This is a genomic window from Lysinibacillus sphaericus (assembly GCF_015844675.1).
GTDB classification, from domain to species: Bacteria; Bacillota; Bacilli; order Bacillales_A; family Planococcaceae; genus Lysinibacillus; species Lysinibacillus sphaericus_E.
Genome location: NZ_LDGC01000075.1, coordinates 25,464 through 41,162 on the forward strand (window position 1 = coordinate 25,464; position 15,699 = coordinate 41,162).

Sequence of the window (15,699 nt, forward strand, 5' to 3'; positions counted from 1 at the left end):
CTTTATACGTGATTTTTCGGATCTGCTGCATCAGCAAATGAATTCCCTATAATATAAAATGCTATCGTAATGATACTTAATACAATACTTGGGAAAATGAGCTGATATCTTAATTCTGGAGACATCATGAGCACTCGGCCTTCATTGATTAAGTTTCCTAAAGACGGCTCGCTAATCGGTAGCCCTAATCCGATGTATGTTAAAAAAACTTCCGAGCCTATTGCAAATGGTATAGCTAAACTCATTCGTAGCATAATGACAGAAATGAGATAGGGTAATAGATTTTTTACTATAATTCTGTAATCAGGTGTTCCTAAACATTTTGAGGCTAAATTATATTCACGATCTCGTAAAATAACAATTTGATTGCGTATAAACCTCGCCATTTCTACCCAGCCAGTAATACACATAGCAATAATAATGGTTGAAATACTCGGTCGCAAAATATAGGACATTAAAATAAGTACGATCGTCGTCGGTATATTATCAACGACGTTGTAAAGCTGCGTGATAGGTAGCTCTAATTTACGCGAAAAGCCCCAAAGCGTACCGATCGTAATGCCTACGATAGCTTCTACTAATGCAACGACACAGCCAATAAATAGCGAGGTCCTTGTCCCTGCCCAAATACGTGACCATAAATCCTGCCCAATGGAGTTTGTGCCAAACCAAAATTCAGCGCCTGGCGCAATATTACGTGCTTGGAGACCTGTTTGCTCATCAAGATATATTTCAGTCGGTGATTTTTGCGCTGGTAAATACGGCTGTAAAATAGTAAAGGTTACGATAATAAGCACGCCAACTAATAAAAAAACAGCGATGCGATTTTTCAAAAAGGATTTCCAAGTTGAACGCCAATAGGAATAATTAGAGTAGGCTGTTTCTTCAGCTTGACGCTCATCTACTTCCGCAAATTCGAACAATGTTTCACGTGATTTGTTTGAAATATTGTTTATTTCTTCTGAATACATCCCCATTAACGTACACTCTCCCCTTTCCCTAATTTAATCCGCGGATCAACAAGGGCCATTGCAATATCCCCTAAAATGAGTCCGATAATTCCAAGTGACGAGAACACGAGCACTAAGCCTTGTACAACCGTATTATCTTGTCGTTGTATAGCATCTACGAGTAAGCCCCCCATCCCAGGAATGGAATATAAGGATTCAATATAGATAGAGCCTGTAATCGTAAAGAGGATGGTTGCAGGTAAATATTGTGCCATCGGAATAAAGGCATTTCGTAGTACATGTTTAAACATTAATGTACGTTCTTTAACACCTTTTGCCTTTGCTAGCTTGATATAATCCTTGTTTAGTTCATCCACCATATAACGTCGCATCCACATCGCATAGGAAGCAGTCGGCGCTAGTGCCATTGAAGTAAGTGGTAATATCCAAGTAATGGGCTGATACTCATCAAAAAGCATTGGCAAATGTAAAATTTCTGTAATATACATTTGAATGACTAAATAATAAACGGCTGCCGGCACCGCTACAACAATGACAATATAGCCAGTTCCCAAACGGTCCAGCCAGCGTCCCTTCATCTGGGCCATCAATATTCCGAGCGGAACCCCTACTAATAGAGATAGTGCAACCGCACCTAAACCGAATAGCAAAGAATACATAATCTTATCTGCAATAATCTTGACGACCGGTACATCTGTTCGATATGTAACGGATTTACCTAAATCACCTTGAAACAGATTCGTGTAAAAGTTCCCCAATTGTACAAGTAATGGATCCCGTAAACCTAAATTCGTTAAATAGATCTCTTGTTGAGCAGGTGACATTTTATCCGCTGCTGCACCTAAATAACCTTCTTCAGGCATTAAACGTAGTAATGAAAAAACAATCGTAATAATAATAAACAGTGTTAAAACTGATTGTAATAAACGTTTACCTATATACCCCAGCATCACTTCATCCTCCTTTTTCAGAAAGACTAAAGGAGATCCCGACTTTTCTATTTCGGTATCTCCTTCATTAATACTCACAACTTTTGAATATTTATCTTGAATGGAGCCATCATGTTTTTTCAACCTTAACTACCCTAATGATCGATTGATTCAACTAACAATTATCGGGATACGGTTTAATTGAACGAATTTTCAATTATTTCACTACATTAGCTAACGCTTCCGCACGTTCTTGTTCCCACTTCGCTAAAGCTTCTTTAAACTCCTCGTTACTCATTGGTTTTTCTAAAACTCGCTGACCTTTAAATTTCTCGGCAGTCACACCAAATGGGGAGTATTGAGCCTCAAATGGATTTAATTTAGAAGCAACATAGCCACTGCCTCCTACTGAATAAGGAATGACAAATGCCTCATCAATTAAGAACGCTTCCGCTTTCGCAAACAGCTCGTAACGTTTTGCTGGATCGATCGTCGCTTTTGCTTCGTCTACTAAGTTTTGATATTTTGTTTTTCCGTTTGCTTCTGTATAGCCTTCAGCTAGCTCTGGTTTATTATAAGTACCGTCTGCAGTGAATGGATCCGTATACGTTGATGGATCAGCATAGTCTGGACCCCAGTTTGCTTCAAGGAATGCAAATTTACCAGGTTTACGAACCTCTGCTAAAAAGCCTGTTGATGGACCGGCCTCTACAATAACGTCTACATAATCAGTACCTAATAATTTTTCAATTTGCTGCTCAACGACTTGTGAACGATTTGCCCAATCTGGACTACCGGAGTTATAAGGCATTAACACTTTTACTGGGAAAGTTACTTTCCCTTCTAGCGCTTTTATCGCTTTTTCCTTGTACTCTATTGCTTTTTCCTTATTAAAGGAGTCTGTATTCGTTAGATTAGCTAATGGTTTTAATTGTGTATAGTCAACTCCCTCTACGTTGACAAAGTTTTTAGGCGTAATTGTGTTGCTCAGTAAATCTCTTGGATTATAAGGTTCTAACGTAAGCATCGCAGATTCACGGTCAAGCGCATGGAACAATGATTTTCGGAAATCTTTATAATTGACCGCTTTCTTCCAATTTTCAGGCTCGTATTCTGCATCAAACTGCGGATTAAAGTTTAATGCAAAGAAGTACGTATAGAAGTTGTTTTGTGTTTGACGGATTTGTGATTTTTTCTTTTCGTCTTTAAACCACTCATCAATGATAGAAGTTGGAATACTCGCTGAATCGATTTCTCCTCGTAAAAATAATTCTGGTGCCACTGTAGCCGCTTCTTTATTGTATTTATAGCGAATACGATCAATCAGTACATTGTCTTTATCCCAATACTTATCATTTTTCACAAGTACTCGCTCATTTTGAGGTTCAAATTTATCTAAAATAAACGATCCGTTATAAAGGAAATTTTCACGAGTTGTACCAAAACTATCACCTTTTTCTTCTATAAACTTCCCGTTAACTGGGAAGAAGCAGACGTAGTTCAACATAGATAGGAAATAAGGTGTAGGCGTTTCTAAAGTATATTCCACTGTCTGTTTATCTACCGCCTTAATGCCTACCTTCGTAAAGTCAGTCATATCACCGTTATAGAAGGCTTCCCCATTTTTTACGACCGTCGCAATCCAAGCTGTCGATGATTCATTTTTTGCATCAAGTACATAATGTAAGCCATCAACGAAATCTTGAGCCACAACATCCGCATACTCTTTACCGTCATGTGTAACCCATTTTGCATCGTCACGAAGCTTGAACGTCCAAACAGTAGCATCTTCATTTGATGACCATTCTTTCGCTAAGCCCGGTTGCACAACACCATACTTATCATACTCAATTAATCCATCCACTAAGTTCGCTGCTACAGCAAACTCATTCGTTTCAGAAGTCTTTAAGTAATTTAGCGTTTTTATTTCCCCCGAATAAACAACCCGATACTCTGATTTTTTTTCACTTGAAGAATCGTCACTACAGGCTGCACAAAGCATAACGACAAGACTCGCAAGAAGCAACCAATACCTTTTCATCATAAGCATCCCCCTAGTAATCTATTTATCTCGCATAAACGGGTAGAGTAGAGATTAATATGGACCTTCAGCGAAAGCGTCAAGTACAAGACTCCCACTTCAAGATTTATAAGCGGGGAGGTTAACTACCCGTAAAAGCCCGTTTTGTTCATCAGTGGAGGATGAAACACTCCAACCGATGAAGCTACACTGAAAATCCTACCCCAACCGCATCTGTCATCTTAATTCTATCATTTTCAAATTTTGGACCCCCAGCAATAGGATCTTTCACACACAAACTCGGTCCATCTAAATCTACCATCGTGATATTTTTCTGTGATGCGGCAAAATGTGCAGCAGCACTTACGCTAATTTTTGTCTCTAACATACAGCCAATCATGCATTGTATGTCGTTTGCCTCCGCAATGTGGCAAATTTTCTGTGCTTGATAAATGCCTCCTGTTTTCATGAGCTTAATATTAATCAAGTCCGCAGCCCGCTTTTCAATAATTGTATAGGCATCTTTTGCAGAAAAAACACTTTCATCCGCCAAAATATTTGTCATTGTATTAGCCGTCACGAATTGCATTCCTACTAGATCATGGCAATGAACAGGCTGCTCAACCAATTCAACATTCGTCCCTGCATCTTCAAGTGCGCCAATAATTTGTACAGCCTGCTTCGGTGTCCAGCCCTGATTCGCATCCACCCGTAATGTGATGGCGTGTCCAACTGCATCACGAATAGCAATAACTCGCTCTACATCACCTGCTGGATCTTTCCCTACCTTGATTTTTAAAATTTGAAAACCTCGCTGAACAGCGGCCATGCTATCCTTCACCATTTCTTCAGAATCATTTACACTTATCGTAATGTCTGTAATTAATTCTTTCCGATAGCCCCCTAGTAATTTATACAGAGGTGCTTGATAGTGTTTCGCCAATAAATCATAAACCGCCATATCTACGGCGGCTTTCGCACTGTTGTTTTGATAAATACTGCTGTCGATTCGCTCCATGATTGCTGTCAATTCTTCAATATCCATCCCGATAATGGCTGGCTTGATATACTCTTCTATAGCGTGCGAAATGGACCCTAGTGTTTCACCAGTAATAGCTGCGGTCGGTGCCGCCTCTCCGATACCTATTTGCCCATCATCAGTGTGAACATAGACAGCAATATTGTGAATGCTATGCACTGTTCTTAAAGCTGTTTTAAACGGTGTTATAAGCGGTGCTTCTACTTTCCCTACGATAATATTTTTTATTTTCATCCATTCACCTACCTTTACGTTGCTTATGTTAAGAATTGTAATATTCGAAGCACCTCATAAAAATTATCCGTTACGAATTCTACTGTATTATGTGGTTTAAACGTAGCATTCGGATAGAACGAGTTTCGATATGCACGCGTATGATCACGGTAAATGATTTCCACTACAAAGCGCTCCGGTAATGGAACATGCAAATCTTCCCGAGGAACTTTCATTGAGTCTTCAACAAGTCGTTTCGTTTCATTAATCGTCAGCTGTGGGCTGACACTAATCGTCGCATTTCCAATCCCTTCTTTTGTAGCAAATGTGAGGATATGATCATTGATTGATTGAATTTCCTCTGTTAACCCCACATCTCCACTAACAAATGCAACAGGAACACCATGTAAAGCAGCCGCGTACGTATTAATTAAAAATTCACTCGCATACTCCCCATTAATCTTCACATCCGCAAAAACACAAAGCGTATGTGCCAAAGGATTACGCGCACTTCCCCCTTTACTGTGATAACCAATAAAAATCGCGCGATCAAAACTCTTATCAAGTCCCGCGACCATACACATCGGGTCATACGTCCACCCTCGAATAACCTTGCAGTTTACTGGTAAATTAGAAATATCAAGATTACGTGCTGAATCATGGGCATCCTTTAGTAAAATTTCGGTTGCTCCACCACGAATAGCCCCCTCTATAGCCGCTTCTACTTCCTTTGTCATTTGCTTTTGGAAAAACTGATAATCTGGCGCGTTTAGCTCCGTCTCACTCCAAGCTGTTGTGCCAGTAATCCCTTCAATATCTGCACTAATATAGACCTTCATAGAAATCGAAACTCCTTTACTTTATTGTCTTGGATCATTGCTTCCACAGCTCCATAACTAGCTTCTTGTGCACCTACACGCCTTGCCCATGATGCATTGTTAAGATCGTAGTGCCACCATTCCTCTGAATAATTCGTAAACCAAACCATTGTCATACAGTTATACAGAAGACGTCGATGAACACATGCTTCCCAATCTTCCTTTGGATGTTGATCAAAATAGCGTGTTACAGACTTCTTACTGATTTCATCAAATGCAGAGCCTAAATTTAAAGCATTCCCCTCTAAATCTCCTAGTGTCAGATCAATCGCTCCATTAATCAATTATGGCTTGGCATAATTGTGTCCGGAATCGGCTTTGTGCTTGCACAAAGCCGATTCTGTGACATCCGCCGGAGGCTTTAACCTCTTTCAGCGGGTGGTTTGAAACCCGCTGAAAGAAGTTAATGGGGGACATTATGAGCATGCTCCATGCTAGGAAACGCAACATACTTTCGCGTTTCTTTTACAACCTCTTGCTCAGTAAAATGGGGAAAACGCTGTGCTATTTGCTTTGAAAAATTCGAAAACAATAATTGCTGCACTTGGAACGGACGATAGCCGTCATATAAGATAAGACTAAAATTTTCAGGAAATAATAACAGCGCTTCTATTAATCGGTCATATACACCTTGACGTAAATAAATAACTTGTAAACTATTTGGTGTTTTTTGGTGATAGTAAATTGGCTTAATAAAAATTCTTGAATGTTCTTCTCCAATTTGAATGATTGGCTCACCATTTTCACAAACTGCTGGTGTCGATTCCCTCATTGAAGTTTTATTTACCTCAATGGGTTGAAAGATGGGGTCATGTATAGTTCACACCTCCAATTTCAGGTTTCGATAAATTTTTTAGATAATTCAGTTTAATCGAATGTATCATACCTTAAATTTATTGACTAGATAAAAAAAGAAATCTTACAGAGTTATAGCTATTCTCTTCTTTTTTAACAAGATGCGCCAAATCATTGATGCAAGCAGTCGAAAGGTGATGTTGTTTCACCTATTTAGGAATTTTATTCGAGGATAGGGTAGAAGATTACCGAAAAATAATAAAAAATGACCGATTTATGCCTCTTCAAGGATTTCTCAACCATATCTTGAGGTTGATTTCCGTTCCAACTGGGCTCTTTCCTGGGGGCGTCAAGTCGTAACGAAGATCAACTTATATAAATATGAAATGACATCCACCTGTGATGAGCCTTAGTAATTGGTTATAAAAAACCTCCATTTTGATATTAATCAAAACGGAGGTAAACTCTTCTAATTATTTCGAAATTACTAAACGGTCTAATGACCAAGTAAATAGTATTTTTATTACTACTTCGAGCACTAAAATTAAAGAGGTTTCATGCCTATTTATAGAGCTAAAATCGATAGGCTTCAACTTTATGTCCATCTCGACCAATTGTAGTCTGTGACTGAGATAATGAATTTAAAATGGCTTCTTCTGTTGCTTCTGCAGCAGCTGCAAATAATTGATTCATGATAGGATGATCCTCACGTAGTTGTGTACGTGTTTCGACTAGCTGATCTGATAGATGAGCGATATGATAGGCTGTTGTAAAGCCAATAACTATATCTCCGCTACCATGTGAAAAATGACTCCCTGTACGCCCTAATCCGATACCACAGCGTTTAATGACACGTGTCAGTTGACGACTACTAAGCGGAGCATCCGTGGCAAGTACGATGATAATGGAGCCATCTGTCGGAGATAATGTCGATTCACTTTGACCGTTCGAAGCAATATATCGATGTGCTTGAAACTCTGAGCTTTGCCCGAAATTACTAAGGACCATACATCCTACCGTATAGTTCGTTGACTCATGTGTCACAATTCGGGAAGATGAGCCAATCCCACCTTTATAGCCAAAGCACATCATTCCTTTTCCTGCACCAACTGCCCCTTCCTCTGCTATTTCATTCGATGCGTTGCGGATTGCTTCCACAGCATGTTCCGGTGTGATAGGACATTCTCGAATTGAGTTTAAATAGCTATCGTTACATTCCCCAACTACGATATTAATTGTTCCTGTTGAATGACCTATTTCATTATTCGAATCTAGCATAAATTGTAACGTTCCTTGTGTTACAGCCGGAACGCCAAATGTATTCGTGAGCATAATTGGTGATTCAATAACCCCTAGTTCATTCACTTGAACGAGCCCTGTCGTTTTCCCAAAACCATTTATTACATAGCTTGCAGCAGTAACTTTCTGCTGAAATAAATTGCCACCATGCGGTAAAATCGCTGTTACTCCTGTACAGGCATAAGCGCCGTCTTGATTCAATTTCTCATCGAGCGTTACATGACCTACATGCACGCCAGCTACATCGGTAATACAATTTTTCTTACCAGTGGGTATTGTTCCAATAACGATTCCCCTTTCTCGTACTTTCATTTTACTCCTCCTTATGAATCGCCAAACTTACAGCAGCCTTTGCATGGAGAATTGTTGTATCAAAAACAGGCACTTCCAGATCTTCCTGTTTAATAAGTAATCCAATCTCTGTACAGCCTAATATAATTCCTTGTGCTCCCGACTGCACAAGGTTTTCAATCACCTGTAAATAATATTCCTTCGATGTTTGTTCAATTTGGCCCAAACATAATTCTTCATAAATGATACGATTGACCTCAGCACGCTCGTCAGCAAGTGGAACAATCACTTCAATGCCAAATCCCTCTACTCTAGCTTTATAGAAATCTTGTTCCATCGTGTACTTTGTCCCAAGAAGGGCAACTCTCTGTAAACTAGCTTTTTCTATTTGATTTGCTGTCGCATCAGCTATATGTAAAATCGGTATTTGGATCTTTGCGGCAACGACATCTATAACTTTGTGCATTGTATTTGTACAAATGATAATAAAATCTGCCCCTGCACTCTCTAAAGATTGCGCTGCTTCCCCCAGCACTTGTCCAGCCTTCTCCCAATCTCCCTCAGCTTGGTAATGCTCAATTTCTTGAAAATCTACACTATACAAAATACATTTGGCTGAATGTAAGCCTCCTAATTGTGTCTTTACCTCTTGATTCATTAGACGATAATACTCAGCAGAAGACTCCCAGCTCATACCACCAATCATGCCAATAGTTTTCATATAAATGCCCCCTTTAATAACTGATTACACATAAAATCATGTTGATTTCCGCTCGACTAGCGCCATTTTCGTGGGCGTCAGTCTTCATTCTAATCGACTTGGTTTCAATAAATGACATACCAAACTCTGGTTAATTAACCAATGATTTTATTATTATACTAAAAAGCTACTGAGATTAAAGGAATTTTCAAAAACTTCACCAGTAATCCTCCACCTCCATTCCTTCCGCTTTTCTTTTAAATAAGTAGCAAGCGTCTATAAACTCAATCATTTGAGAATATACAAAACCATTAAACGACTCAACATCAATAACACAATAGATGGAAACCTGGGAAACAAACAAAAAAAGTAATACTTCCTTCAAATATGATTAATTACATAACCATAACTAAAAAGAGCCATTACAAAAGATAGTAATACAAATTGCATTTTTCTTTCATCTCATTCTAGTTACCCGTTAAAATTCCGACAAAATGATCCACAATAACCAACATATAGGAATATATAAATTAAATATTGTAAAAACATTACTTCGCACAAAAAATTAATATAATTCTGTATTTTCAAAAAGTGGATATATTGAAAAAAAACAGTGTAGACTAAAGCTTATTGAGATTGGAGGAAAGCAAATGGAATGGTTAACGAATATTGTAGGTGATACTAATAATATTTTATGGACATATTGCATTATTACATTGTTAATAGCTGCTGGATTGTATTTTTCATTTGGCACAAAATTTGTCCAAATTCGACTTTTCCCTGAAATGTTTCGTTTAATAGTGGAGAAAAGAGAGGGAGATTCAGGTGTTTCTCCGTTCCAAGCCTTTACGATTAGCGCAGCCTCACGTGTAGGTACTGGGAATATTACAGGTGTTGCATTAGCAATCGGTGTAGGTGGACCTGGAGCAGTATTTTGGATGTGGATTATTGCCATCTTAGGAATGGCGACTGCCTTTATTGAAAGTACGCTTGCACAGGTGTACAAAGTAAAGGATGGCGATACGTTCCGTGGTGGACCAGCCTATTATATGGAAAAAGCGTTAGGTCAACGTAAATTAGGGGTTATTTTTGGTATTCTTTTAACGTTAAGCTTTGGCTTTATATTTAATGCGGTTCAATCGAATACGATTGCGACTTCTGTAGGTGAGGCATTTAATATTAATCCTACTATCATTGGTATTATTCTAGTTGTGTTAACGGCCATGATTATTTTTGGTGGCGTACATAGAATCGTAAAAGTTACGCAAGTACTTGTACCCGTGATGGCAGTTTTCTATTTAGCAGTAGCCCTATTTGTTATTGTAACGAATCTGACTGAAATACCTGCCGTTTTCAAACTGATTTTCACAGAAGCATTTGGTCTTCAGGAAGCTGCTGGTGGTGCGATTGGTGCTGCTATTATGCAAGGTGTACGCCGTGGCTTATTTTCTAATGAAGCCGGTATGGGTAGTGTCCCAAATGCTGCAGCTACAGCAAATACCTCACATCCTGCGAAGCAAGGATTAGTGCAAAGTTTAGGTGTATTTTTTGATACAATTATGATTTGTTCTGCAACAGCGTTTATCATTATTTTAGCGGGTCTATATAATACTGGTGAAAGTAATGGAATTATTCTTACACAAAATTCCTTAGCTGTACATGTTGGTGGATGGGCTCCTTACTTTATTGCAATTTCTATTATTTTCTTTGCCTTTAGTTCGATCGTTGGAAATTACTATTACGGTGAATCTAATATTGAGTTTATGAATGCACATAAAGGTTGGATGTTTGGCTACCGTATTTTAGTTCTTGCTATGGTTATGTTTGGTTCTCTTGCGCAAGTAGAGCTTGTTTGGAACTTAGCAGACCTATTCATGGGACTAATGGCTATCATCAATATTACGGTCATCTTGTTACTTGGTAAAATTGCCTTCCAAGTGTTAGACGACTTTACAATGCAACGTAATGCAGGCAAAAACCCTGTATTTTATGCAAAATCAATCCCAAAATTGAAAAATACTGATTGCTGGGAAGAAGATCGGTAATCTATACAAAAACGCCATTCCTCAAACGGAATGGCGTTTTTTGTTAGGTTTACTATTAATATTTAAATTGACTAATGAGCTGTTTTAGCTCGTCTGCCATATGCGCAAGCGCTTGTGCAGAAGCATTAATCTCTTCCATCGAAGCTAATTGTTCCTCAGTAGACGCTGCAACGTCCTCTGAAGCAGCTGCATTTCCTTTTGCTGAGAATGCCAAATCTTCCGTAACTGCAGTCACCTCTTGTACACTTGCTGACATCTGTTCAGAGGCAGAAGATACCTCTTCCATTTTAGGAGCAATCGCATCCATACTTGACATAATCACTTGGAACTTCGAGATGGCTTCATCCGATACATGTAGTCCATTTTGAACATCCTCTGTAACCTTTGCCATGATGTTTACGGATTGTTCTGTTTCTAACTGGATGCTATGGATTAGCTCGAAAATTTGTTGTGCAGATTTCTGAGATTGCTCCGCCAGCTTTTTAACTTCATCAGCAACAACTGCAAAGCCTTTTCCATGCTCCCCTGCTCTTGCTGCCTCAATCGCTGCATTGAGAGCAAGTAAGTTCGTTTGATCCGCAATGCTTGTAATTACATCTAAAATGGACGTAATTTGCTGAGAGCGTTCATGTAGTGATTGAATTTTCGTGTTGGAATCGGTCACCGATACATGAATTGATTGCATTTGATCTTTTGTATCTCGAACTGCCTTTCCACCTTCATCTGCCTGTAACGTTGCATGCTGTGAAAGATCCGTCACTGTTGAAGAGATTTCCGCAATATGAAGAATGGCCTTAGAAAGTTCCTGTAACGATTCTGCATTCTTAGAGGCACTCGTCGTTTGTGTGTCTGCACTCGACGCAACATCTTGAATCGAAATGGCCACTTTTTCTGTAGCAATGCTCGTTTGATTAGCATTGGCTGTTAGCTCTTCTGCTGACGATGCTACCTCTTCAGCATTTTGTTCAATTTTTTGAATAAGAGTTCTTAAACTATCTTGCATATCGTTAAAGGCTTGTCCTAGCTGTCCAATCTCGTCATGAGAAGTGACTGTCACTTTCTCTGTTAAATCACCTTTACTAATGGTTACTGCACTATCCTTTAGTAATTTAATCGGTTTGATAATTGCCTTCATAACAAAAAAGAATACAATCGAACTGATTACAATCGCAGCAATTAATACGAGAAACGTTTTATCCAAAATAGGTGATGCTGATTCGTCAATTTCCTTTGCAAAAATTGTCCCTGTGACTTTCCAGTTTGTCAGTTCATTCGTTGTAAAGAACATAATACGGTCATCACCGTCAAAGACATAATCATATGTGCCAGATTTGCTGTCATACATTTGATTAAGGAAGCTCTCGTTTATTTCCTTACCTGCTTCAAATGTAGGATGTGAAATGACCAAGTTATTGTCACCAAAAATAGAAGGGTATCCTTTTTTTCCTATTTTTATTGAGTCCGAAACTTTTTGAAGGTCTGTCAATTTTAAATCAATTGCCACAACCCCAGATTGATCTTTTACCTGACGAGCTATTGTTACGACCATTTCTCCAGTCGCTACATCTTTATAAGGATTCGTTATTAAAGTTTCTCCCTTCAAAGCCATAGCATCTTTATACCAATCTCTTTCCAAAGGATTGTAATCAGCGCTATTCGACTTTGGTTCAACAAATACTTTTCCGTCATTTGTTCCAACGTAAATGCTTAAAACATCCGGGCTCAGCCTCATATATTCTTGAAAATTCGGTAGTATTTTAGTGTCCTTCTGTTCGTACTTAGAAGAATTTATTTCCTTACTAAAGGTTTCGACTTCATTTATTTTTGTACTAATAGCACTATCAATTAACGTATTCAAAATTTTAACACTTTCATCTGCACTAAAAAGTATTTCTTCTTTTATCGAATTTTTTGCTGAAAGATACGATAAGCTTCCTACAGAAATAACTGGTATTAGTAAGATAAGAGCAAATAATGTGTAGAGCTTACCCTTAAAGCTGCTAAATAATTTTTTCATGCAACAGTTCTCCTTTAGTCTTCAAAATTATTGCGATATGTATTTTTGTAAATTTTTGTGTTTCTTTTACTGACACTATTCTCGATGATTTAGGCCTGGAAAGAATGCCGCTTCCCTTCTTTTAACGATGGAATATCACCTAAGGCTTTTATCGGACGAAATACTTAATTTCAAACCCCTTTTTTCATTTTTTTGATTTACCCTGGCATAATTGTTGCTGTCGCTTCGCTTTCGCACAAATAAAACTGTGTTGCTGTAAATACACTTCCATTATTAAATCAGGTAAAGAAAGCGCCAAATTCGTGTTACCGAAAAGCCATACATTATTTAAAATGGAACCTTAATCTCATTGACACAATAGTAATAAACAAAAAATGCCACCCCTCAAAGAGAAATGGCATTTTTCGTATGTCTATTAATATTTAAATTGGCTAATGAGCTGTTTTAACTCATCTGCCATATGCGCAAGCGCTTGTGCAGAAGCATTAATTTCTTCCATCGAAGCTAATTGTTCCTCAGTAGACGCTGCAACGTCCTCTGAAGCAGCCGCATTTCCTTTTGCTGAAAATGCCAAATCTTCCGTAACAGCAGTCACCTCTTGTACACTTGCTGACATCTGTTCAGAAGCAGAAGATACCTCTTCCATTTTAGGAGTAATTTTATCCATGCTCGTTTTAATCATTTGGAATTTAGTGATGGCTTCATCCGATACTTGTAGTCCATTTTGAACATCCTCTGTAACCTTTGCCATGATGTTTACCGATTGTTCTGTTTCTAACTGAATACCATTGATTAGCTCGAAAATTTGCTTGGCAGATTCTTGCGATTGCTCCGCCAGCTTTCTTACTTCATCAGCAACAACTGCAAAGCCTTTTCCGTGCTCTCCTGCTCTTGCTGCTTCAATCGCTGCATTTAGAGCAAGTAAGTTCGTTTGGTCTGCAATGCTTGTAATTACATCTAAAATGGACGTAATTTGCTGAGAACGTTCATGTAGCGATAGAATTTTCGTGTTTGAATCGGTTACTGATCCATGAATAGATTGCATTTGATCTTTCGTATCTCGGACTGCCTTTCCACCTTCGTCTGCTTGTAGCGTTGCATGCTGTGAAAGATCTGTCACAGTAGAAGAGATTTCCGCAATATGAAGAATTGCCTTAGAAAGTTCCTGTAACGATTCTGCATTCTTATTGGCACTCGTCGTTTGCGTGTCTGCGCTCGACGCAACATCTTGAATTGAAATGGCCACTTTTTCTGTCGCTGTACTCGTTTGAGTAGCATTGGCTGTTAGCTCTTCTGCCGACGAAGCTACCTCTTCGGCATTTTGTTCAATTTTTTGAATAAGAGTTCTTAAACTGTCTTGCATATCGTTAAAAGCTTGTCCTAGCTGTCCAATCTCGTCATGAGAAGTGATTGTCACTTTCTCTGTTAAATCACCTTTACTTATGGTTACTGCACTATCCTTTAGTAATCTAATCGGTTTTATAATTGCCTTCATGACAAAAAAGAATACAATCGAGCTGATGACAATCGCAGCAATTAATACGAGAAACGTTTTTTTCAAAATGGGTGATGCAGATTCGTCAATTTCCTTTACAAAAATTGTTCCTGTGATTTTCCAGTTTGTCAGATCATTCGTTGTAAAGAACATAATACGGTCATCACCGTCAAAGACATAATCATACGTGCCAGATTTGCTGTCGTACATTTGATTAAGGAAGCTCTCGTTTAATTCCTTACCGGCTTCTAATGTAGGATGTGAAATGACCAAATTTTTATCACCAAAAATAGAAGGATATCCATCTTTTCCGATACTTATAGAATCTGCGACTTTTTGAATGCCTGTCAATTTCAAATCGATAGCAACTACCCCAGATTGATCTTTCACCTGACGAGCAACTGTTACGACCATATCTCCAGTCCCTGCATCTATGTAAGGATCCGTAATTAAAGTCTCCCCTTTTAATTCCTTAGCCTTTTTATACCAATCCCTTTCCAAAGGGTTATAATCCGCACCATTTATTTTTGGTTCTTGAATAAATGTTCCGTCATTTGTTCCTACATAAATGCTTAAAACATCCGGACTCAACTTCATATATTCCTGAAAATTTGGTAGTATTTTAGTTTCTTTCTGTTCGTACTTAGAAGAATTTATTTCTTCGCTAAAAGTAGCGACTTCATTCATTTTTGTGCTAATTGCACTATCAATTAACGTATTCAAAATTTCAACACTTTCATCTGCACTAAAAAGTATTTCTTCTTTTATCGAATTTTTTGCTGAAAGATACGATAAGCTTCCTACAGAAATAACTGGGATTAGTAAGATAAGAGCAAATAACGTGTAGAGCTTACCCTTAAAGCTTCCAAATAATCGTTTCATGCACAGCTCTCCTTTTAACTTTGCGAGTTCTTAAAAAGTCTATTGTCAATTTTGAGGTTCTCCTTAGATTCAAAGAATGCCCCCAGCACACAGCCTCCCTTTCTCATACCGAATAAATTTTCTTC

12 protein-coding genes are annotated in these 15,699 nt (G+C 38.4%); 1 reads left to right on the plus strand and 11 read right to left on the minus strand.

Annotated elements, in window-relative coordinates; genetic code table 11:
* Window positions 1-2: 2 nt before the first annotated feature.
* From ABE34_RS19120 to ABE34_RS19160, 9 genes are all read right to left on the minus strand, one after another.
* A complete protein-coding gene (locus ABE34_RS19120) occupies window positions 3-977 on the minus strand; it encodes an ABC transporter permease (RefSeq protein WP_197144043.1) in 975 nt (324 codons plus the stop codon).
* Window positions 977-2,044: an ABC transporter permease gene (locus ABE34_RS19125; RefSeq protein ID WP_346655591.1), complete on the minus strand. Its 1,068-nt coding sequence runs from the start codon at window positions 2,042-2,044 to the stop codon at window positions 977-979. The genes ABE34_RS19120 and ABE34_RS19125 overlap by 1 nt, the downstream gene beginning before the upstream one ends.
* A gap of 73 nt (window positions 2,045-2,117) precedes the next feature.
* A complete protein-coding gene (locus ABE34_RS19130) occupies window positions 2,118-3,941 on the minus strand; it encodes an ABC transporter substrate-binding protein (RefSeq protein ID WP_197144164.1) in 1,824 nt (607 codons plus the stop codon).
* 184 nt (window positions 3,942-4,125) lie between these two features.
* Window positions 4,126-5,193, minus strand: coding sequence for a dipeptide epimerase (locus tag ABE34_RS19135; protein WP_197144044.1), 1,068 nt, complete (start codon window positions 5,191-5,193; stop codon window positions 4,126-4,128).
* A 23-nt stretch (window positions 5,194-5,216) separates the two neighbouring features.
* Window positions 5,217-6,011, minus strand: coding sequence for a M55 family metallopeptidase (locus tag ABE34_RS19140; RefSeq protein ID WP_197144045.1), 795 nt, complete (start codon window positions 6,009-6,011; stop codon window positions 5,217-5,219).
* Complete coding sequence (locus ABE34_RS19145; RefSeq protein WP_197144046.1) at window positions 6,008-6,334, minus strand: M15 family metallopeptidase; 327 nt, start codon at window positions 6,332-6,334, stop codon at window positions 6,008-6,010. The genes ABE34_RS19140 and ABE34_RS19145 overlap by 4 nt, the downstream gene beginning before the upstream one ends.
* Before the next feature lie 119 nt (window positions 6,335-6,453).
* Window positions 6,454-6,822: a hypothetical protein gene (locus ABE34_RS19150; RefSeq protein ID WP_197144047.1), complete on the minus strand. Its 369-nt coding sequence runs from the start codon at window positions 6,820-6,822 to the stop codon at window positions 6,454-6,456.
* Between the two features lie 596 nt (window positions 6,823-7,418).
* Window positions 7,419-8,456 (minus strand): P1 family peptidase, encoded by a 1,038-nt coding sequence (locus ABE34_RS19155; protein WP_197144048.1) that lies wholly within the window; start codon window positions 8,454-8,456, stop codon window positions 7,419-7,421.
* A gap of 1 nt (window position 8,457) precedes the next feature.
* Window positions 8,458-9,156, minus strand: coding sequence for an aspartate/glutamate racemase family protein (locus ABE34_RS19160; protein ID WP_197144049.1), 699 nt, complete (start codon window positions 9,154-9,156; stop codon window positions 8,458-8,460).
* 629 nt (window positions 9,157-9,785) lie between these two features.
* On the opposite strand from ABE34_RS19160, the gene ABE34_RS19165 reads away from it, so the two are divergent.
* The gene (locus ABE34_RS19165) at window positions 9,786-11,180 is read left to right on the plus strand and encodes an alanine/glycine:cation symporter family protein (RefSeq protein ID WP_197144050.1); all 1,395 of its coding nucleotides are present in this window, start codon (window positions 9,786-9,788) and stop codon (window positions 11,178-11,180) included.
* Between the two features lie 55 nt (window positions 11,181-11,235).
* On the opposite strand, the gene ABE34_RS19170 is transcribed toward ABE34_RS19165, so the two are convergent.
* Entirely contained in the window at window positions 11,236-13,197 is a 1,962-nt protein-coding gene (locus ABE34_RS19170; protein ID WP_197144051.1) for a methyl-accepting chemotaxis protein, read from the minus strand.
* Between the two features lie 415 nt (window positions 13,198-13,612).
* Window positions 13,613-15,574: a methyl-accepting chemotaxis protein gene (locus tag ABE34_RS19175; RefSeq protein WP_197144052.1), complete on the minus strand. Its 1,962-nt coding sequence runs from the start codon at window positions 15,572-15,574 to the stop codon at window positions 13,613-13,615.
* Window positions 15,575-15,699: the final 125 nt, after the last annotated feature.

Bases quoted from the DNA above. Each gene is read 5' to 3' on its own strand.
- ABE34_RS19120 (WP_197144043.1), bottom strand. From the start codon at position 977: ATGGGGATGTATTCAGAAGAAATAAACAATATTTCAAACAAATCACGT.
- ABE34_RS19130 (WP_197144164.1), bottom strand. From the start codon at position 3,941: ATGAAAAGGTATTGGTTGCTTCTTGCGAGTCTTGTCGTTATGCTTTGT.
- ABE34_RS19135 (WP_197144044.1), bottom strand. From the start codon at position 5,193: ATGAAAATAAAAAATATTATCGTAGGGAAAGTAGAAGCACCGCTTATA.
- ABE34_RS19140 (WP_197144045.1), bottom strand. From the start codon at position 6,011: ATGAAGGTCTATATTAGTGCAGATATTGAAGGGATTACTGGCACAACA.
- ABE34_RS19150 (WP_197144047.1), bottom strand. From the start codon at position 6,822: ATGAGGGAATCGACACCAGCAGTTTGTGAAAATGGTGAGCCAATCATT.
- ABE34_RS19155 (WP_197144048.1), bottom strand. From the start codon at position 8,456: ATGAAAGTACGAGAAAGGGGAATCGTTATTGGAACAATACCCACTGGT.
- ABE34_RS19160 (WP_197144049.1), bottom strand. From the start codon at position 9,156: ATGAAAACTATTGGCATGATTGGTGGTATGAGCTGGGAGTCTTCTGCT.
- ABE34_RS19165 (WP_197144050.1), top strand. From the start codon at position 9,786: ATGGAATGGTTAACGAATATTGTAGGTGATACTAATAATATTTTATGG.
- ABE34_RS19170 (WP_197144051.1), bottom strand. From the start codon at position 13,197: ATGAAAAAATTATTTAGCAGCTTTAAGGGTAAGCTCTACACATTATTT.
- ABE34_RS19175 (WP_197144052.1), bottom strand. From the start codon at position 15,574: ATGAAACGATTATTTGGAAGCTTTAAGGGTAAGCTCTACACGTTATTT.